This is a genomic window from Rheinheimera soli, assembly GCF_031457405.1.
In the GTDB taxonomy this organism is placed as follows: Bacteria; Pseudomonadota; Gammaproteobacteria; order Enterobacterales; family Alteromonadaceae; genus Pararheinheimera; species Pararheinheimera soli_A.
The window spans coordinates 38,478-57,397 of the sequence record NZ_JAVDWR010000011.1 but is presented as its reverse complement, the minus strand read 5'-3'; the positions used below and the strand labels follow the sequence as shown (position 1 = coordinate 57,397).

At 46.3% G+C, this 18,920-nt stretch carries 19 protein-coding genes; 18 read left to right on the top strand and 1 reads right to left on the bottom strand.

What is annotated here, in order from left to right; all coding sequences use genetic code 11:
* The first annotated feature begins 26 nt into the window (after positions 1-26).
* The 10 genes from fabD to J2W69_RS14640 all read left to right on the top strand — a co-directional run bounded on the left by fabD (position 27) and on the right by J2W69_RS14640 (position 8,187).
* A complete protein-coding gene (fabD, locus tag J2W69_RS14685) occupies positions 27-962 on the top strand; it encodes an ACP S-malonyltransferase (RefSeq protein WP_310279842.1) in 936 nt (311 codons plus the stop codon).
* A 15-nt stretch (positions 963-977) separates the two neighbouring features.
* Positions 978-1,727 carry a 3-oxoacyl-ACP reductase FabG gene (gene fabG, locus J2W69_RS14680; RefSeq protein ID WP_008898947.1) on the top strand — a complete coding sequence of 250 codons (750 nt, stop codon included), beginning with the start codon at positions 978-980 and terminating at the stop codon, positions 1,725-1,727.
* Between the two features lie 183 nt (positions 1,728-1,910).
* The gene (acpP, locus tag J2W69_RS14675) at positions 1,911-2,147 is read left to right on the top strand and encodes an acyl carrier protein (RefSeq protein WP_008898948.1); all 237 of its coding nucleotides are present in this window, start codon (positions 1,911-1,913) and stop codon (positions 2,145-2,147) included.
* Between the two features lie 124 nt (positions 2,148-2,271).
* On the top strand, positions 2,272-3,510 hold the full coding sequence (fabF, locus tag J2W69_RS14670) for a beta-ketoacyl-ACP synthase II (RefSeq protein ID WP_310279839.1): 1,239 nt from the start codon (positions 2,272-2,274) through the stop codon (positions 3,508-3,510).
* A gap of 148 nt (positions 3,511-3,658) precedes the next feature.
* Entirely contained in the window at positions 3,659-4,423 is a 765-nt protein-coding gene (gene pabC, locus J2W69_RS14665; RefSeq protein ID WP_310279837.1) for an aminodeoxychorismate lyase, read from the top strand.
* The gene (gene mltG / locus J2W69_RS14660) at positions 4,420-5,460 is read left to right on the top strand and encodes an endolytic transglycosylase MltG (protein ID WP_310279836.1); all 1,041 of its coding nucleotides are present in this window, start codon (positions 4,420-4,422) and stop codon (positions 5,458-5,460) included. The genes pabC and mltG overlap by 4 nt, the downstream gene beginning before the upstream one ends.
* Positions 5,457-6,128, top strand: coding sequence for a dTMP kinase (tmk, locus tag J2W69_RS14655; RefSeq protein ID WP_310279835.1), 672 nt, complete (start codon positions 5,457-5,459; stop codon positions 6,126-6,128). The genes mltG and tmk overlap by 4 nt, the downstream gene beginning before the upstream one ends.
* A complete protein-coding gene (holB, locus tag J2W69_RS14650; RefSeq protein WP_310279833.1) occupies positions 6,121-7,026 on the top strand; it encodes a DNA polymerase III subunit delta' in 906 nt (301 codons plus the stop codon). Before tmk ends, holB begins: the two co-directional genes overlap by 8 nt.
* 12 nt (positions 7,027-7,038) lie before the next feature.
* Positions 7,039-7,365 (top strand): PilZ domain-containing protein, encoded by a 327-nt coding sequence (locus J2W69_RS14645; RefSeq protein WP_310279831.1) that lies wholly within the window; start codon positions 7,039-7,041, stop codon positions 7,363-7,365.
* Positions 7,366-7,407: 42 nt separating this feature from the next.
* Complete coding sequence (locus tag J2W69_RS14640) at positions 7,408-8,187, top strand: TatD family hydrolase (RefSeq protein ID WP_310279829.1); 780 nt, start codon at positions 7,408-7,410, stop codon at positions 8,185-8,187.
* 518 nt (positions 8,188-8,705) lie between these two features.
* Here the strand turns inward: J2W69_RS14640 and J2W69_RS14635 are convergent.
* Positions 8,706-9,743, bottom strand: coding sequence for a CNNM domain-containing protein (locus J2W69_RS14635; protein WP_310279827.1), 1,038 nt, complete (start codon positions 9,741-9,743; stop codon positions 8,706-8,708).
* A gap of 249 nt (positions 9,744-9,992) precedes the next feature.
* Between J2W69_RS14635 and J2W69_RS14630 the strand changes: the two genes are divergently transcribed.
* From J2W69_RS14630 to J2W69_RS14595, 8 genes are all read left to right on the top strand, one after another.
* The gene (locus tag J2W69_RS14630; RefSeq protein WP_310279825.1) at positions 9,993-10,718 is read left to right on the top strand and encodes a DUF4386 domain-containing protein; all 726 of its coding nucleotides are present in this window, start codon (positions 9,993-9,995) and stop codon (positions 10,716-10,718) included.
* A gap of 206 nt (positions 10,719-10,924) precedes the next feature.
* Complete coding sequence (locus J2W69_RS14625; RefSeq protein ID WP_310279823.1) at positions 10,925-11,611, top strand: GntR family transcriptional regulator; 687 nt, start codon at positions 10,925-10,927, stop codon at positions 11,609-11,611.
* A complete protein-coding gene (prpB, locus tag J2W69_RS14620) occupies positions 11,604-12,488 on the top strand; it encodes a methylisocitrate lyase (RefSeq protein ID WP_310279822.1) in 885 nt (294 codons plus the stop codon). Before J2W69_RS14625 ends, prpB begins: the two co-directional genes overlap by 8 nt.
* Before the next feature lie 58 nt (positions 12,489-12,546).
* Positions 12,547-13,674, top strand: a complete 1,128-nt coding sequence (gene prpC, locus J2W69_RS14615) for a bifunctional 2-methylcitrate synthase/citrate synthase (protein ID WP_310279820.1) — start codon at positions 12,547-12,549, stop codon at positions 13,672-13,674.
* 203 nt (positions 13,675-13,877) lie between these two features.
* A complete protein-coding gene (acnD, locus tag J2W69_RS14610; protein ID WP_310279818.1) occupies positions 13,878-16,466 on the top strand; it encodes a Fe/S-dependent 2-methylisocitrate dehydratase AcnD in 2,589 nt (862 codons plus the stop codon).
* A gap of 8 nt (positions 16,467-16,474) precedes the next feature.
* The gene (prpF, locus tag J2W69_RS14605) at positions 16,475-17,668 is read left to right on the top strand and encodes a 2-methylaconitate cis-trans isomerase PrpF (RefSeq protein WP_310279815.1); all 1,194 of its coding nucleotides are present in this window, start codon (positions 16,475-16,477) and stop codon (positions 17,666-17,668) included.
* Positions 17,669-17,816: 148 nt separating this feature from the next.
* Positions 17,817-18,206: a hypothetical protein gene (locus J2W69_RS14600; protein WP_310279813.1), complete on the top strand. Its 390-nt coding sequence runs from the start codon at positions 17,817-17,819 to the stop codon at positions 18,204-18,206.
* Between the two features lie 121 nt (positions 18,207-18,327).
* Entirely contained in the window at positions 18,328-18,825 is a 498-nt protein-coding gene (locus tag J2W69_RS14595) for a GNAT family N-acetyltransferase (protein ID WP_310279811.1), read from the top strand.
* Positions 18,826-18,920: the final 95 nt, after the last annotated feature.

Here is an 18,920-nt window from a genome sequence, read left to right as displayed (position 1 = left end):
ATTACGAGAATATTGCAGGAAAAATGATGAACAATAAACTTGCATTGGTATTTCCGGGACAGGGTTCACAAAGCGTCGGCATGTTAGCTGAACTTCACGCTGAGTTTGCGACTGTTCGCGACACCTTCGCCGAAGCATCTGCAGCTTTAGGTTATGACTTATGGGCATTAATCGCCAATGGTCCCGACACTGACTTAAATGAAACACACCGTACTCAGCCTGCTTTATTAACAGCTTCTGTTGCTGTCTATCGGGTATGGCTGGAGCAGGGCGGCGCAACTCCTGCTTATTTAGCAGGTCACTCTTTAGGGGAATACTCCGCTTTAGTTTGTGCTGGTGTATTAACCTTGTCTGATGCCGTCAAGCTGGTAGAAAAACGTGGTCAGTATATGCAACTGGCTGTGCCGGCCGGTACTGGTGCTATGTCAGCCATTATTGGTCTGGACGATGCGCTGATTGCCAAAGCCTGCGAAGAAGCAGCGCAAGGTGAAGTGGTGTCTCCAGTGAATTTCAACTCACCTGGTCAGGTGGTGATTGCCGGTAACAAAGCCGCAGTTGAGCGTGCAAATGAACTTTGTAAAGCCGCTGGTGCCAAACGTGCGCTGCCTTTACCTGTATCTGTGCCGTCACACTGCGCTTTAATGAAGCCAGCGGCAGACAAACTGGCAGATGATTTAAACAGTATTTCGTTTCATACAGCTGTCATACCCGTAGTGAACAATGTCGACGTTGTTGCCGCAGCTGATGCCGCTGCAATCAAAGATGCATTGGTTCGTCAGCTGTATAGTCCGGTGCGCTGGACAGAAAGTATCGAGTTTTTAGCTGCACAGGGCGTGGACACAGTGATTGAATTGGGTGCAGGCAAGGTATTAAGTGGCTTAATTAAACGTATTAACAAAGAACTGAACACAGCTTCAGTGACAGATGTAGCGTCGTTAAAAGACGCTTTAGCTGCAAAATAAAAGGCTGAACAGATTATGACGACTCCATTTATTTCTTTAGAAGGCCAGGTAGCTTTAGTCACTGGTGCAAGCCGTGGTATTGGTCGCGCTATTGCTGAACAATTAGCCGCTTTAGGCGCTAAAGTGGTTGGAACTGCAACAACTGAATCAGGTGCTGCTGCTATTTCCGCTTATTTAGGTGACAAAGGTTTAGGCCTGGTGTTAAATGTCGGCGATACGGCTTCTATTGAGCAGTGTTTAGAGACTATTAAAGCTCAGTTTGGCGATATTGATATTCTGGTGAACAACGCTGGTATTACCCGCGATAACCTGTTGATGCGCATGAAAGAAGAAGAATGGTTCGACATCATGCAAACCAATTTGACATCAGTGTACCGTTTAAGTAAAGCTGTGCTGCGTAGCATGATGAAAAAGCGTCACGGCCGGATCATCAGCATAGGTTCAGTGGTGGGTTCTATGGGGAATGCGGGTCAGACGAACTATGCTGCAGCGAAAGCGGGCGTGTTAGGTTTTACCAAGTCATTAGCTAAAGAAGTGGCCTCCCGTGGTATCACGGTGAACGCTGTTGCACCAGGTTTTATCGACACCGATATGACCAAAGAATTGTCTGAAGAGCAAAAAGAAGCAATTTTCAGCCAGGTCCCGGCGAATCGTCTGGGCCAGCCGGAAGAGATAGCAGCCGCTGTAGCCTTTTTGGCTTCAGGTCCGGCAGCATATATTACGGGTGAAACCATCCATATCAACGGTGGTATGTATATGGTGTAAGCTTTTGCCCATGTGCCTGAAGTTGCAGTCAATAAAACTGCGGTTTCAGGAACTAAGGCAAATGGTTTGACCAGCAGGAAAAGCGAATGCCTTTGCTTGCAACAAACCGGGCTTACGCATAAACTAGCCGCCACACAAAATTGCACCAATTGTTGCGATTTACATGAGAAAAAGGAAGAAAAGATGAGCAACATCGAAGAACGCGTTAAAAAAATTATCATCGAGCAGTTAGGCGTTAAAGAAGAAGAAGTGAAGCATGAATCTTCTTTCGTTGACGATTTAGGCGCTGACTCTCTGGACACAGTAGAATTAGTTATGGCTCTGGAAGAAGAATTCGACACAGAGATCCCAGACGAAGAAGCTGAAAAAATTACAACGGTACAGTCTGCTATCGACTATATCAAGGCCCACGCTGAGTAAGCGTTGCGCTGACAAAACGGGTAGCCTCTGCTACCCGTTTTTGTTTCTGAAGCTGTCTGCTACGTACTAAATGCAGGAGTGGATTGACAGCTTTAAAGATTATTTTTCGACTGCGGAGGATTCTGTGGCAAAACGTCGAGTGGTTGTGACGGGCTTAGGTATGCTAACGCCCCTGGGAAACGATGTAACGTCGACCTGGCAGGCTTTATTACAAGGTCAAAGTGGAATAGCACTGTTTGATCATATTGATCCAGAGGCTTACACCACCAAATTTGCAGGTTTAGTCAAAAATTTTGACGTCGAACAGTTTTTCCCGGCCAAAGAAGCCAAAAAAATGGATTTATTTATCCAGTACGGTGTGGCTGCCGGTGTGCAGGCCTTTCGGGATTCCGGACTGGAAATTAACGAAGAAAACGCCGAACGTATAGGTGTTGCTGTAGGTTCAGGCATTGGTGGTTTAGGTTTAATTGAAGAAAACCACACCAAATTGCTGAACAGCGGCCCACGTCGTTTATCACCGTTTTTTGTGCCTTCTACCATTATCAACATGATTTCCGGTCATTTATCTATCATGTTAGGTCTGCAAGGTCCAAATATCAGTATTGTGACCGCTTGTACTACAGGTGTGCATAACATTGGTCAGGCCGCCCGTATGATAGCTTACGGTGATGCGGACGCAATGATTGCAGGCGGTGCAGAAAAAGCATCTACTACTTTAGGTATGGGTGGCTTTGGTGCAGCCCGTGCTTTATCAACCCGTAACGATGCGCCACAGCAGGCCAGTCGTCCATGGGATAAAGACCGTGACGGTTTTGTATTAGGCGATGGCGCTGGTGTGGTAGTGCTGGAAGAGTATGAACATGCCAAAGCCCGTGGCGCTAAGATTTACGCCGAACTGGTAGGTTTTGGTATGAGTGGTGATGCCTATCATATGACATCTCCTCCAGAGAATGGTCGTGGTGCTGCTTTGGCGATGAAAAACGCACTGCGTGATGCAGGTGTGAATGCCGAACAGGTGCAGTATATCAATGCGCATGGTACCTCGACGCCTGCAGGTGATATAGCTGAAACTATGGCGATTAAATCTATTTTTGGTGCAAAACCAGAAGGATTAATGGTCAGTTCCAGCAAGTCGATGATGGGGCACTTGTTAGGTGCTGCGGGTTCTGTTGAATCCATTATTACGATTTTGTCCCTGATCGACCAGAAAGTATCTCCAACCATCAACCTGGATAATCCGGATGAAGGTTGTGACTTAGACTATGTGCCGCATACGGCCCGCGATGCCAAAATGGAATATGCTTTATGTAATTCTTTTGGTTTTGGTGGTACTAACGGTTCTATTCTGTTTAAGAAAATCTAAAACTTCGGGGTCAGAGCCAAAGCTCTGACCCCTTATCTGCTTTATCCATTTTGAGTCTGAACCATGACTCGGCCCCTGCATTCCCAAAGTCACTGATTTCAGGCATACTTTCGGCCAGAATTTTTTCAAATGACGTGGACTGGTATTGATGCTTTACCTGCAGGCTCCCAACAGCACTGATCGTAGCTTTCATTATGGTGACGGACTTTTTACCACAGTGCGGGTAAAAGACGGCAAAGCTATGTTGTGGGATTTGCACCTGCAGCGTTTAGTCTCAGGCGTCAGACGTTTGTTGATCCATTCTTTTGATACTGCTGAACTAACGGCGCAAGTCCAGCACGCTATTTCTTCATCTGATCAGGTCATTAAAGTGCTAATCAGCCGTGGTCAGGCCGGCCGGGGTTATAGTCCACAAGGTATTGAATCGCCTTGCTGTTATATCAGTACTGCAGCTCTACCTGATTACACCAATTGGCAACAGCAAGGTATTCGCCTCGGTGTGGCACAATTTAAACTGGCACAGCAACCCGCTTTGGCTGGCCTGAAGCATAATAACAGGCTGGAACAGGTGCTGGTTAAAGCCGAATTAGCTCAAAGCGGTTTTGATGAATTTGTAGTACTGGATCAAAGTGAAACAGTGATTGAAGTGTCAGCTGCTAATCTGATGTTTTGTAAAAACGGCCAGTGGTTTACGCCACTGCTGGATCAGGCTGGTGTCTGTGGTGTGATGCGTCAACATCTGATGGCTCATCTGTTGGTCACCGAAGGTAACTTTGGCCTTGTTGATCTGCAGCAAGCCGATGCCCTGTTGATTTGTAATGCCCTGATGGGTGTAGTGCCGGTAAAGGAATTTGCCGGGCAAACTAAAAATATCGAACTGGTACGTCAGTTTGTCAGCGGAGTTGAGCTTTGATCCGAACTTTATTTGTTGTCCTGTTAGTTGCGCTGCTTAGTTACCTGGGGCTAAGTCATGTATGGCAGCAGTACAGCCAAAGCACTTTACCGCTGACTGAAGCTTATATCGAAATTAAAACGGGTGACAGCGCGATGAAGCTATGTCGCAACTGGCAGCAACAAGAATTGCTGACTGGCGCACAGTGCCGTTGGTTGTCTATTTACTTACGTATGCACCCTGAGTTGGCCAAACTACATCAGGGCGTATACAGGGTACCGCAGGATCAAAAGCCAACCCGCTTATTACAAATGCTGCATTTATTCGCCAGTGGCAAAGTGGCACAGTTTTCTTTTAGCATCAAAGAAGGTGAAACCTTAAGCCAAAGCTTAAAACGTTTAGCCGAAGCCCAGTACTTAAAACACGATCTGACAGAAGATACGGATATGGTGACTTTGGCTGTATGGCCAGAAAGCTGGGGTGAAAAACCAATCAATGCCGAAGCACTGTTTTTTGCTGAAACTTATAATTACTCCGCCAACAGCACCAGCACTGAATTATTAAAACGCGCTAACCAGTTGTTGCTGCAACGTCTACAACAGGCCTGGGATAGTCGTCAGCCCCAACTGCCATACAAAACCCCCTATGAGCTGTTGATCATGGCTTCTATTATCGAAAAAGAAAGTGGTCATGAACCCGAAAAACCGCTTGTCAGTTCAGTGTTTGTGAATCGTTTAGCGCTTCGTATGAGACTACAAACGGACCCAACTGTTATCTATGGTTTGGGGGATAGTTTTAATGGCGATATCACCAGAGCTGATTTACGTAATCCACATCCTTATAATACTTACCAGCATTTTGGTTTACCGCCAGGCCCTATAGCTGCGCCAAGTGGCAGTTCTATTATAGCCGCAGCTCAACCAGCGCAAAGTGACTGGTTGTATTTTGTTTCCAAAGGGGATGGAACTCATCAGTTTTCCCGCACTCTGGCAGAGCATAATGCTGCAGTGCGGCAATATATATTAGGCAAAAGAATTTTGGAAAAGAAAAAACCATGACAACTTCAGGTCGTTTTATTGTAGTGGAAGGGCTGGAAGGTGCCGGTAAAACCAGTGCTATCCGCACTATCCAGCAATGGCTGAGCGAACATCAAATCCCATTTATCAGCACCCGTGAACCTGGTGGTACACCTTTAGCTGAACAAATACGCACTCTAGTCAAACAAGTGCAGGATGAAATCGTGGCCCCTGAAACCGAACTTTTATTGATGTACGCATCCCGGGTGCAATTGGTTAAAACCGTGATCCAGCCCGCTTTGCAGCAAGGCAGCTGGGTACTGGGCGATCGCCACGATTTATCGTCACGGGCTTATCAGGGCGGCGGCCGTCAACTGGATGAAAATCTGATTAACAGTATTCGTCAGGTGGTTTTAGGTGATTTAACGCCGGATTTAACGCTGTATCTGGATATAGATCCGGCCATCGGCTTACAACGTGCTCAGGCCCGGGGTGAGCTGGACCGCATTGAATTAGAGCAACTGGCGTTTTTCCAGCGTACCCGGGCTAAGTATCAACAGATTGCAGCCACTGAAGCCAATATAGTTACTATTGATGCCAGCCAGTCGATGCAGCAGGTGCAGCAACAAATTCTGGATGCGTTGCAACAGGCCTATCAAAGCGGATCTTTAAGCCGTGATGCAAAGGCGGATCTTAACCCTGATGTCTGATTTTCCCTGGCTGGACTCATACCAATACAAACTGACTGAATTGGCAGAAGCAGGGCAGTTGCATCATGCGATATTGTTAACGGGCCCTGTAGGTATTGGCAAACTGGCGTTGTCCAAACGTCTGGCTGCTTATTTGTTATGCAAAAGCCCGCAAAAGCAACTGCCTTGTGGTTTATGCAAAAGTTGTCAGCTAATGGCATCCGGCCATCACCCGGATCTGTGGCAATTGCCTACTGAAGGCAGCAGCAGTATTGGGGTTGACCCTATACGTGCGCTTGGCCAGTTTATGCAGGGCGCTTCACAACAAGGTGGTGTGAAGCTTGCGCTTATTCCGCATGCAGAGTTAATGACGGAAGCTGCAGCCAATGCTTTATTAAAAACACTGGAAGAGCCACCACAAAACAGTTTTCTGATCGTGCAAAGTGCCCATCCTGCTCAGCTGTTGCCAACTATCTTAAGTCGTTGTCAAAGCTGGGCTTTAGCTCCTGTCTATGGCGAACAGATAGAACACTGGTTGCAGGAGCACAGCAGTAGGCCTGTGCCTGATTTTCTGCTGCAATACGTCGGTGGTGCACCTTTATTGGCGCTGAAATTGCTGGAAAACGACGAAGCAGCAGCAATTTCTGCACAATTGGTTATGCTGAAGAAGTTCGTGTCCGCTCAGCTGGATATGTATGAGCTGCTGGCGCATTTGCCGGATACAGAACAATTAGCTTCCACCTTATTCTGGTTTGTACGACAGGAGCTGTGGAACAGAGGCAAAGAGATGCAACTGAAACACCATCAGTTGTTAGTGTCTTTACAACAATGGGGCCGTGACCGGCAGTTGATCACTGGGCAAAATGCCGCGCTGAATTTATCGGCCTTGTTAGTGCAACTCCGTTCTGCTTTGTTGTAACAGGAGCCTGTTGTGGACGAAATTTCACTGGATTTTACTGAGCTGAAAGAGCTGTATCGTTGCTATATGCCATTTCTGAAAAATGGCGGTTTATTTGTACGCACAGCGAGGCCTTATCGTATGGGGCATTCATTGTCTTTGGTTGTGACTTTGCCTGATGCGCTCGAGCCAGTAAGAGTATCCGGCAAAGTCGCCTGGCTGACACCCCAAGGTGCGCAAAGCTCGACACCAGCTGGTATTGGTGTGGCTTTTATTGACGATAAGTTTCAGCTACAGGATAAAATTGAGAAATTACTGGGCGGTATGCTCGATTCGACTGAGCCTACCTACAGCCTTTAAGTTCAGTGGCTGTTTTAAATCTTTTTTTTTTGGAGAAATCTTTTGTTTGTTGATTCACATTGCCACCTCGATCGCCTTGAATGGGATAAATTAGCCCTGACGTTACCTGAAGTTTTACAGCAAGCTACGGCTGCCAAAGTAGAACATATGCTTTGTGTATCTGTCAGTCTGAAAGAATTCCCCGCGATGAAACAACTGGTGGCTGCTTATCCACAAGTGTCAGTATCCTGTGGTGAACACCCGCTGCATCAGGAAGAGCAAATTGATGCAGAACTGCTGCGCCGTTATTGCGCTGATCCTGCGGTAGTGGCAGTAGGCGAGACGGGTCTGGATTATTTTTACAGCCCGGACAGCAAAGCTATTCAACAGGAAGCTTTTGTTGCTCATATAGCTGTAGGTCGTGAATTAAAAAAGCCTTTAATAGTGCATACCCGCGATGCCAGAGCTGATACCTTAAATTTATTACGTTCCGGCGGAGCTGCCGATTGTGGTGGTGTTTTGCATTGTTTTACAGAAGACTGGGACACGGCGAAAGCAGCGCTGGATTTAGGTTTTTATATTTCGTTATCTGGCATTGTGACTTTTCGAAACGCCGACGAGCTGCGTGCTGTGGCCCGGCAAATACCAGCGGATCGTCTGTTGATCGAAACCGACTCGCCTTATTTGGCCCCTGTGCCTTATCGTGGAAAAACCAACCAGCCCGCTTATGTCAGCGCTGTTGCAGCTTGTATTGCCGGGCAACGTGAAGTCAGCATTGAACAACTGGCAGAACAAACGACTGAAAATTTTTATCAGCTGTTTCAATCGGTTAAAAGAGTTTAGTTGATGAGAAAAGTAGCCCAGAATCAAATGATTCATTCTGGGCTTAGGGGAATGGCTCATCTAAATGAGCCGTGCGCTATACGGAACCAAAGAGGACAAACAGGTCAACTTACAGGTTTTGAGTGTAGACAAGGCTTTTGAAATTTTCCTGTATGTCTCTTTGCTTTTAAGTGATTCAATCCGAAACAGAAGTCAAAACTTATCCTGATCTTATACCTGCGTTATCCCCAGCTTATTCACTCCACCTCAGGACTGGTAAGCTTTTGCTCACTAAAAAAGACAAGTGCCACAAATTCGCTATAGAAGCCAAAGCTTTTACAAACCATTAATGTTAGAAAAAATTAATCTAATAAAAACTGCAAAGTCGCCAGTGAAAGCAGAGATGAAACTGCTGTTTTATCAGATTGTGGCATGTGAAAGATTGCAGAGGTTTTGTTTGAGTGATCTTGTCAGTCATCAAAGTTAAAAAACCGGGCGCTCTGACATGTTCAGGAGCGCCGGCTTGAACTGTGCAGGTTTTATCCTTGCTGACTTTTCTCGTCGCTAAGCTGCTTTTGTTTGTGTTCCCAGCGGCGTTTGGCAAAACGACGCATGTTTGGAATATCGTCTGTTTCATCCATAATAGGCTGACCAATAATGGACTCAATCACATCTTCCATGGTGACCAGACCCATCCAGCTACCGTATTCATCATAAACCAATGCCATATGTTGACGTTCCCGGATCAACTGTGACATCAGCTGTTCCACATTCAGCATATCTGAAATCACTTTCACAGGTTTCATAATGTCGGCAGCGGTTTGTTCTTCGCTGAATTCCAGCATGTCGTAACGAAATACTATACCCAGAGGGGCTTCATCATTATCCAGCACCGGATAACGTGAGAAACGGTCTTTTTTAACGCGTTCTACTAAAGATGATAAGGCTTCATCTGGCTTAGCGGATTCACAAACAGTGCGTGGTGTCATAATTTCGCGCACTTTAATGTCATGTAAATCAAGGATATTTGCGATGACCCTTTGTTCATCTTCATCGAGTTTGTTGAGCTCGCGGCCTAATATAGTCAGTGCTTTGATTTCCTGACGTAAATCATGATCATGCTGTCCACCGCCAAACAGCTTCATGACCTGGTCTGATAACCAGATAAAAGGTTTCAGAATAAAAATCAAGCCGTTGAGCAGGGTAGGTAAAACCGGAGCCAAACCTGGCCAATAGCGGGCACCAATAGTTTTAGGTAATATTTCTGACAACACCAGTATCAACAGCGTCATGATGGCTGAGGCAATACCCAGATAACCGTCACCAAAAACTACAGTCACCTGAGCACCTACACCAGTGGCTCCCACTGTATGAGCTACTGTGTTTAATGTCAGGATCGCAGCCAGAGGTTGATCAATTTTCTCTTTAAGAGCTTTCAGTTTTTCGTACAGCTTGGGTTGGGTCAGTTTTTGCTGGGCAATGTAGCTGGGCGTGATAGATAACAACGCTGCTTCAAGGATAGAACAGATAAAAGATACTGAAATTGATAAAACCACAAACGCGATTAGTAAACTCATACGGGTTGATTACAACACTCCATTTTGCTTCGAAGCAGATATTCAATCACAGCCGTGTCAGAAAATCGAGGACAAAAATACGGTGTTACATTTTTTACTGAACACAGCTTTGTATGCCTGTGGCTTTTTTTATTTGGATCTGCCAGTGTAATTCAAGGTTTCAAAAGTCCATCAGGAACCACATCTGACTCCGCTCAGGCAGGAGTTATTCTGTAGCTGCTCCACTGTTTTATCAGTCTAAGGCATTCTATGATTTCTTCTTTTGAACGATCCCCCCAGTTTTATGTACGCCTGGGAGGTTTGCTTTATCTGCTTATTATTGGTTTAGGACTTTTTGGTGAGCTGATGGTCAGAGGGTCTTTGGTTGTGCCAGCCGATGCAGCAGCGACAGCCTTCAATATCGCAGCGTCCCCGACACTCTGGGGTTTAGGCATAGTAGGGGATTTGACGATGCAATCTCTTGATATTCCGATGATAGTGCTGTTTTATATGTTGTTTAAGCGCGTCAGTGTTGGTTTGAATCTGGCTGCGACTTTTTTTAATCTGATCCAAACAGCTATGTTGGTCGCCAATAAGCTGTTGTTAGTGATTCCACTCTTGTTATTAAGTGGAGCGGCAGCAACCTCAGTATTTTCCTCTGAGCAATTAGCTGCCTGGTCTTCTCTGGCGATTGGGCTACATGGTTATGGTTTTGGCATAGGCCTGATCTTTTTTGCTTTCGCCTGTTGGCTGCGTGGTTATCTGATTATTAAATCCGGTTTATTTCCGGCTTTTATAGGTGTGATGTTAGCTCTGGCAGGTGTGTGTTATCTGATCAATAGTGTGGTTTTATTGCTGGCACCTGATTTAGCATCATTGCTATTCCCCTGGATCATGTTACCGGTATTAGTGGGCGAGTTAGCACTGAGCCTGTGGATGATAATCAAAGGCGTGAATATGCAGAAGTGGGATACCAGCGCACAAGTCCCTTCATAAACTGGAATCGCTGTGGTTACTGCCAATGACTTCGAAGGGCAGTGACCGCTGTTTCGCAAAAGCACAGCCACAATACCCGTCCATAAATCCATACAACCACCTCTAGTACTTTAGTCTTTATGTCGACATAACTAGTCCTTCATCCTTGACCAAAGCAGTTTAAAGCGGTAAAACGTTATCACTTTCTTGTAATTGTCGACAATCTGATGCTTGCTACCGAATTTAAAGACGCTATTACTGCTGCCGACCGGGTGCTGGTGCAAATTCGTACTGCCATAGTGGAAGGTGAAATTCCTGCTGGTACCAAAATCAGTGAGCCAGAACTGGCGCGGCGTTATGATTTAAGCCGTGCACCTTTGCGTGAAGCTTTAGCGCGCTTAGAGCGTTGTCATTTAATAGAACGCACACCTAACGCTGGCGCCCGAGTGGTGAAGCTATCGATTGAAGGTTTACGTTCTTTGTATCAGCTGCGTGAAGAGCTGGAAGGCCTGGCCTGTCGTTTAGCTGCAGAGCATATGACAGAGCAGGAAATTGCTGAAGTGCGGGCGCTACTTGATCAGCATTTGTCGACACAACGCGTGCGTGAAGGTGAAAGTTATTACCAGGAAGCCGGGGATGTCGACTTTCATTACCGCGTCATCTTAGGCAGTAAAAATCCTTATCTGATTAATATTTTAAGTGACGAGCTGTATTTTCTGGTACGGATGTATCGGGTGCAGCTTGGCATGAACGGCCCTCGGGTATCACGGGCTTTTGACGAACATAAAGCTATTATTAATGCCATTGCCAACCGTGATGGCGAACTTGCCGATTTATTGATGCGCCGTCATATAGCCGCATCCAAACGTAATATTGAACAACAGTTACTTCAACAGGGGACTTCACATGGCTAATGTAAAAAGCGCTGGCGCTCTGCTTCGTCAGGCAATTAAAGACAATCATCCATTACAGCTGGTAGGCACTATTAATGCGTACACCGCCTTGATGGCTGAGCGTGTGGGTCATAAAGCCCTGTATTTATCAGGCGCTGGTGTGGCCAATGCTTCTTTTGGTTTGCCGGATTTAGGCATGACCTCATTAAACGATGTTTGTGAAGATATCCGCCGTATTACTGGTGCGACTGAACTGCCTTTGTTGGTTGATGCTGATACAGGCTGGGGTGGTGCTTTTAATATTGCCCGTGCTGTCAAAGAGATGACCAATGCTGGTGCTGCAGGTTTTCATATTGAAGATCAGGTGGCGCAAAAACGTTGTGGTCACAGACCAAACAAAGAAATAGTGTCTTTGGAAGAAATGGTCGATCGCGTTAAGGCGTCTGTCGATGCCAGAACAGACGAAAACTTTTTTATTATGGCGCGCACTGATGCGTTGCAACAACAAGGTTTAGAAGCCGCCATCGAGCGCGCTTTAGCTTGTGAAGCTGCTGGTGCCGATGCCATTTTTGCTGAAGCTGTCTATACGCTGGAGCAATATCAGGCTTTTACCAATGCCTTAAAAGTACCAGTGCTGGCCAATATTACCGAGTTTGGTCAGACACCGTTGTTTAATAAAGCAGAATTGGCTGGCGTAGGTGTGGATATGGTGTTGTATCCGTTGAGTGCCTTCCGTGCTATGAACAAAGCCGCACTTAATGTGTATGAGTCTATTCTGGCCAACGGCGATCAGAAAGCTGTGGTTGACAGCATGCAAACCCGTGCTGAACTTTACGACTTCCTGAACTATCACAGTTATGAGCAGAAATTAGACGCCCTGTTTGCCACTAAAAAATAACCATAAGCCAAACAGCATTCACTAAATCAACAGAACAAATTAAAAACGGAGAGACAAGATGGCGAACGCAAAAGAATTATCAGGCGCAGGCTTACGTGGCCAAATTGCAGGTAAAACCGCTTTATCCACAGTAGGCAAAACAGGTTCAGGCCTGACCTATCGTGGTTACGATGTTAAAGACTTAGCCGCTCATTGTGAATTTGAAGAAGTAGCGCACCTGATTTTAAAAGGCGAGTTACCCAACGAAGCAGAACTTGCTGCGTACAAAAAACGCTTAAAGGCGATGCGTAACCTGCCACAGGCGCTAAAAGAAGTGTTGGAACGTATTCCTGCTTCAGCCCATCCTATGGATGTGATGCGTACGGGTTGCTCTATGTTGGGTAACTTAGAAACTGAAGAAAGTTTTGCCGGGCAACAAGACGCGACTGACCGTTTGCTGGCGATTTTCCCAGGTTTAATTAACTACTGGTATAACTTCAGCCATAAAGGCCAGCGTATTGAAGTGGAAACAGCGGCCGACTCTATTGCCGAGCAGTTCCTCTGGACTTTACACGGTGAAAAACCAACTCAACTGCACACAGATGTAATGAACTCCTCGCTGATTTTATACGCAGAGCACGAGTTTAATGCTTCTACTTTCACAGCCCGTGTTTGTGCTTCTACCTTAAGTGATATGCACTCGTGTATCACTGGCGCCATTGGTTCCTTACGTGGCCCTCTGCACGGTGGTGCGAACGAAGCGGCTATGGAACTGATTGAAAAGATGGACAATCCGGATGATGCCGAAACGAAGTTAATGGGCATGCTGGAACGTAAAGAAAAAATTATGGGTTTTGGCCATGCCATTTATGCAGAGTCCGACCCACGTAATGCAGTGATCAAAGAATGGTCAGAAAAGCTGGGTCATGCCAACGGCAACACCTCTTTGTATGACATCTCTGTGCGCTGTGAAGCGGTGATGTGGCGTGAGAAAAAACTGTTCTGTAACGCTGATTTCTTCCACGCCTCGGCTTACAACTACATGGGTATTCCCACCAAGCTGTTTACGCCTATTTTTGTCTGTTCACGTTTAACAGGCTGGGCCGCTCATGTGATGGAACAACGTGCTGACAACCGTATTATTCGCCCAAGTGCTGAATATACTGGCGTGGAACCACGTACGGTAACGCCACTATCAAGCCGTTAAGCAAAAAACACATTTATCTATACCTTAAGTAATTGGAGTTGCAGCGAGGCGGTTAGCGACGAATCCCCATGAGCATAGTAGTCCTATGTGATTGGGGTGAGCGAGCAAACCAACAAAGCTGCGGCTTCAAGTACGACAGGTATAAAAGCCCGTTAAGGGCTTTTGTAGGATCTGAAGCAACCTTTTAACTGAGTGGCCACGCCATGAATTCTAATTACCGTAAAAACCTACCAGGCACCAACCTGGATTATTTTGATGCAGAAGCTGCATGCAACGACATTGAAGCTGGCTCTTACGCCAAACTGCCTTATACCTCCCGTGTGCATGCTGAAAACCTGGTGCGCCGCTGCGATCCTGCGACTTTAACTGATTCATTAAAGCAACTGATCTACCGCAAGCAGGATTTGGATTTCCCATGGTTTCCGGCCCGTGTGGTCTGCCACGATATTTTAGGTCAAACCGCTTTAGTCGACTTAGCAGGCCTGCGTGATGCCATTGCGCTGCAAGGCGGCGATCCGGCCAAAGTAAATCCTGTAGTGCCAACTCAGCTGATTGTTGACCACTCCTTGGCTGTAGAGCATGGTGGTTTTGAAAAAGATGCTTTTGAGAAAAACCGCGCTATTGAAGACAGACGCAACGACGACAGATTCCACTTTATTAACTGGACTAAAAAAGCCTTTAAAAATGTCGATGTGATACCACCAGGCAACGGCATTATGCACCAGATCAATTTAGAGCGGATGTCACCTGTTATTCACGCTATAGATGGTGTGGCTTTTCCGGATACCTTAGTGGGTACTGACAGCCATACGCCTCATGTCGATGCGTTGGGTGTTATTGCTATTGGGGTAGGCGGTTTAGAAGCCGAAAGCGTGATGTTAGGTCGCGCCTCCTGGATGCGTTTGCCGGATATTATTGGGGTGGAGCTGACGGGTAAAGCTCAGCCAGGCATCATGGCAACCGACATAGTTTTGGCTTTGACTGAATTTTTACGTAAAGAAAAAGTCGTCTCTGCTTATCTGGAGTTTTTTGGCGAAGGTGCCAGCAGCCTGAGTTTAGGTGACAGAGCTACTATCTCCAATATGACACCTGAATATGGCGCTACAGCCGCTATGTTCTCTATTGATCAGCAAACTCTGGATTATTTAACCCTGACTGGCCGTGAGCCAGCGCAGGTCAAGCTAGTTGAAACCTATGCTAAAACTGCAGGTTTATGGTCTGACAGTTTAAAAACTGCTGAATACGAGCGGGTTTTACGTTTTGATTTATCCAGTGTGGGCCGCACTATTGCAGGTCCTTCCAATCCTCATGCCCGGGTATCAACCAGCGATTTAGCGGCCAAAGGTATTAGTGGTGTGGTAGAAAACGAGCCGGGTTTAATGCCGGATGGTGCTGTCATTATTGCCGCTATTACCAGCTGTACCAACACCAGTAACCCACGTAACGTCATAGCTGCAGGACTACTGGCCCGCAACGCCAAAGCCAAAGGTTTAAGCCGTAAACCATGGGTGAAAAGCTCGCTGGCACCGGGTTCTAAAACTGTTGAGCTGTATTTAAAAGAAGCCAACTTACTCAACGATTTAGAAAGCTTAGGTTTTGGTATTGTTGGTTTTGCCTGTACTACCTGTAACGGTATGAGTGGCGCTTTAGACCCTGTGATCCAACAAGAACTGATAGAGCGTGATTTATACGCCACTGCTGTGTTGTCCGGTAACCGCAACTTTGATGGACGTATTCACCCTTATGCTAAACAGGCGTTTTTAGCTTCTCCTGCTTTAGTCGTGGCGTACGCCATTGCCGGTACTATCCGCTTTGATATCGAAAAAGATGTGCTGGGGCTGGATAAAGACGGCAGCGAAATTCGCTTAAAAGACATCTGGCCAAGCGACGCTGAAATTGATGCAGTAGTGGCAAGCAGCGTCAAACCTGAACAGTTCCGTAAAGTGTATGAGCCTATGTTTGCGGTTTCTGTGGATTACGGTGAAAAAATCAGTCCGCTGTATGACTGGCGCCCACAAACCACTTATATTCGCCGTCCGCCTTATTGGGAAGGTGCTTTGGCGGGTGAGCGCAGCATGAAAGGTATGAGGGCGCTGGCTGTGCTGGGTGACAACATCACCACAGACCATTTATCGCCTTCTAACGCCATTATGATGGACAGTGCTGCCGGTGAATACCTGCATAAAATGGGTCTGCCGGAAGAAGATTTTAACTCTTATGCCACTCACCGCGGTGACCATTTAACAGCGCAGCGCGCTACTTTTGCCAACCCTAAGCTGATCAATGAAATGGCGGTTGTGGATGGCAAAATCAAACAAGGATCACTGGCCCGGATTGAGCCAGAAGGTGTGGTCACCCGGATGTGGGAAGCCATTGAAACTTATATGGAACGTAAGCAGCCTTTGATCATTATTGCTGGTGCTGATTATGGTCAGGGCTCATCCCGCGACTGGGCCGCTAAAGGGGTACGTTTAGCAGGTGTTGAAGCCATAGTCGCCGAAGGTTTTGAGCGTATTCACCGCACTAACCTGGTGGGTATGGGCGTCTTACCGCTGGAGTTTAAAGCAGGTGTCAATCGTAAAACCTTAGCTTTGGATGGCACTGAAAGTTATGACGTTTTAGGTGAACGTACACCTCGCACTACCTTGACTTTAGTGGTTACACGCAGAAACGGTGAGGTGCTGCAAGTTCCTGTGACATGCCGTTTAGATACAGCCGAAGAAGTGTCAATTTATGAAGCAGGTGGCGTGTTACAGCGTTTTGCCAAAGACTTCCTTGAAGCTAAGGTGTAGGGAAAACTATGAGCTATTTACCACAACTAAAAATACCGGCCACGTACATTCGGGGTGGCACCAGTAAAGGTGTGTTTTTCCGTTTGCAGGATTTGCCGGAAGCAGCACAAACAGCAGGAGCAGCGCGTGATGCGTTATTGCTGCGTGTCATTGGCAGCCCTGACCCTTACGGCAAACAAATTGATGGTATGGGCGGTGCTACCTCCAGTACCAGCAAAACTGTGATTTTAGCCAAAAGCACAAAAAGCGATCACGATGTTGACTACCTGTTTGGTCAGGTTTCCATCGACAAAGCTTTTGTCGACTGGAGTGGCAACTGCGGCAATTTATCTGCAGCTGTAGGCTCCTTTGCTATCAGCACAGGTTTGGTTGATGCGAGCCGTATCCCACAAAACGGCAAAGCCACAGTGCGGATTTGGCAGGCCAATATTGGTAAAACCATTATTGCTCATGTGCCGATGATCAATGGCGAAGTGCAGGAAAGTGGTGACTTTGAATTGGATGGTGTGACTTTCCCGGCCGCTGAAGTGCAACTGGAATTTATTGACCCGGCCGCTGATGAAGACGGCGAGGGCGGTGGTTCCATGTTCCCAACTGGTAACTTAGTCGATGATTTGGAGGTGCCAGGCGTTGGAACTTTTAAAGCCACTCTGATTAATGCTGGTATTCCTACTATTTTTGTTAACGCCAAAGATATTGGCTATACAGGCACAGAGCTGCAGGATGCCATCAATGGCGATGCCAAAGCTTTGGCCATGTTTGAAACTATTCGTGCTTATGGTGCAGTAAAAATGGGTTTAATTGCTCATATAGACGAAGCCAAAACCCGTCAGCATACGCCTAAGGTAGCTTTTGTTGCGCCAGCTACAGACTATATATCGTCCAGTGGTAAAGCTGTGACTACAGCAGATATGGATTTAGTAGTACGTGCTTTATCTATGGGCAAATTGCACCACGCCATGATGGGCACTGCTGCTGTGGCTATTGGCACAGCAGCAGCTATTCCAGGCACTTTAGTCAATCTGGCTGCTGGTGGCGTAAAACGCAAAGCAGTGCGTTTTGGTCATCCGTCCGGCACCTTAAGAGTAGGCGCTGAAGCGGCGTTAACGGCAGGCGAATGGAAAGTCACTAAAGCCATTATGAGCAGAAGTGCACGGGTAGTAATGGAAGGCTGGGTGCGGGTGCCTGCAGGTACATTTTAAGCTGAATAAAATGGTAAAAATGATAAGTTGTAACTGCGTTGCATAATTTACAGCTTATTATTCCAGTATAAATAACCTGCTATGTTGAAAAGGCAGGTTATTCTCTGTAGATTGGGTATCGAATTTACGATTTTTTGGGGAGTCTTAGATGAAGAAGTTAGGTTACAGCCTGTTTGCCGCCTTATGTTTAAGTTCTGCAGTAAAAGCTCAAACAGTGGACTACCAGTATCTGACCGTTGCCGGTTATCTGAATTTCTATTTATTAAACATTAACGCCTGTCAGGACTATCATCCTGAAGTGCGGCAGCAGGCTTATGATGCTGAAAAGCAGCTGTATCCATGGCTGACTAAGTTAGAACAGAAATTAAAAGGCGCTGACGCTGACAATAAAATTTTGTCTGATGTAGTGCAAAAACGTCGTGAAGCATTAAATATGCAAATCAGCGAAGGTGATTTCACACTGGATCACTGCAAGGCCATAGTGAAGTTATTGTCTGCTGACGGTTTAGATCAAACGCTGTTAAAAAGCCTGAATTAAACAGCTGAAATAACGTTTACGCCTAGTGTGTTAAAAAAACCATTTGTCTCAACCAGAGCTGGTGGTTTTTGTTTTTAATTGCTTGTAAGCTTTGCCGCTGATTTTTTTAACGGTGTTTGTAATGTCAGTATCTACTTTGTCCGCTGCTGATGTGCCGCAACTGATGCTGGTGCAACAAAATTGTTACAGTGAAGAACTGGTTGAATCTGCGGCTGTAATGACTGATCGAATTTCAGCATTTTCTCTCACTTGCTGGGGCTATTTTAAGGATCAGCAAATGGCAGGCTACTTATTGGCCTATCCCTCTGTGCTAGGCAATATCACGCCTTTAGCTGCCCCTTTTCCTCTGTATCTGCATACCAACTGCTTATATCTGCACGATATGGCGATTTCCAGTGATTTTCGAGGACAGTCGTTAGCGCCTAAGTTATTAGACTATGCCAAATCTGCAGCAAAAAACATGGAGCTACAAGCTATGGCTTTAGTGGCAGTGCAGGGCGCTGAAGGGTATTGGGCAAAGCAGGGGTTTGAAAAAGTTACCTATCTATCTGCGGAACAACAGTCGGTACTGAATAGCTATTTGCCAGAACAAGCCTGTTATATGACTTGTCGCTTTTAGCACTTAGTTATGCATTAAACGCTGTTGTTTTATAATTAAAAAATTGCCCTGTCATATTATAAAGCCCGGACTTCTTTGCCGGGCTTTGACGTCAA

Coding starts and splice junctions, on each gene's coding strand:
- prpF (WP_310279815.1), top strand. CDS start 16,475: ATGAGCTATTTACCACAACTAAAAATACCGGCCACGTACATTCGGGGT.
- holB (WP_310279833.1), top strand. CDS start 6,121: ATGTCTGATTTTCCCTGGCTGGACTCATACCAATACAAACTGACTGAA.
- acnD (WP_310279818.1), top strand. CDS start 13,878: ATGAATTCTAATTACCGTAAAAACCTACCAGGCACCAACCTGGATTAT.
- fabD (WP_310279842.1), top strand. CDS start 27: ATGAACAATAAACTTGCATTGGTATTTCCGGGACAGGGTTCACAAAGC.
- prpC (WP_310279820.1), top strand. CDS start 12,547: ATGGCGAACGCAAAAGAATTATCAGGCGCAGGCTTACGTGGCCAAATT.
- J2W69_RS14630 (WP_310279825.1), top strand. CDS start 9,993: ATGATTTCTTCTTTTGAACGATCCCCCCAGTTTTATGTACGCCTGGGA.
- pabC (WP_310279837.1), top strand. CDS start 3,659: ATGCTTTACCTGCAGGCTCCCAACAGCACTGATCGTAGCTTTCATTAT.
- J2W69_RS14600 (WP_310279813.1), top strand. CDS start 17,817: ATGAAGAAGTTAGGTTACAGCCTGTTTGCCGCCTTATGTTTAAGTTCT.
- J2W69_RS14595 (WP_310279811.1), top strand. CDS start 18,328: ATGTCAGTATCTACTTTGTCCGCTGCTGATGTGCCGCAACTGATGCTG.
- J2W69_RS14625 (WP_310279823.1), top strand. CDS start 10,925: ATGCTTGCTACCGAATTTAAAGACGCTATTACTGCTGCCGACCGGGTG.
- prpB (WP_310279822.1), top strand. CDS start 11,604: ATGGCTAATGTAAAAAGCGCTGGCGCTCTGCTTCGTCAGGCAATTAAA.
- J2W69_RS14635 (WP_310279827.1), bottom strand. CDS start 9,743: ATGAGTTTACTAATCGCGTTTGTGGTTTTATCAATTTCAGTATCTTTT.
- fabG (WP_008898947.1), top strand. CDS start 978: ATGACGACTCCATTTATTTCTTTAGAAGGCCAGGTAGCTTTAGTCACT.
- tmk (WP_310279835.1), top strand. CDS start 5,457: ATGACAACTTCAGGTCGTTTTATTGTAGTGGAAGGGCTGGAAGGTGCC.
- acpP (WP_008898948.1), top strand. CDS start 1,911: ATGAGCAACATCGAAGAACGCGTTAAAAAAATTATCATCGAGCAGTTA.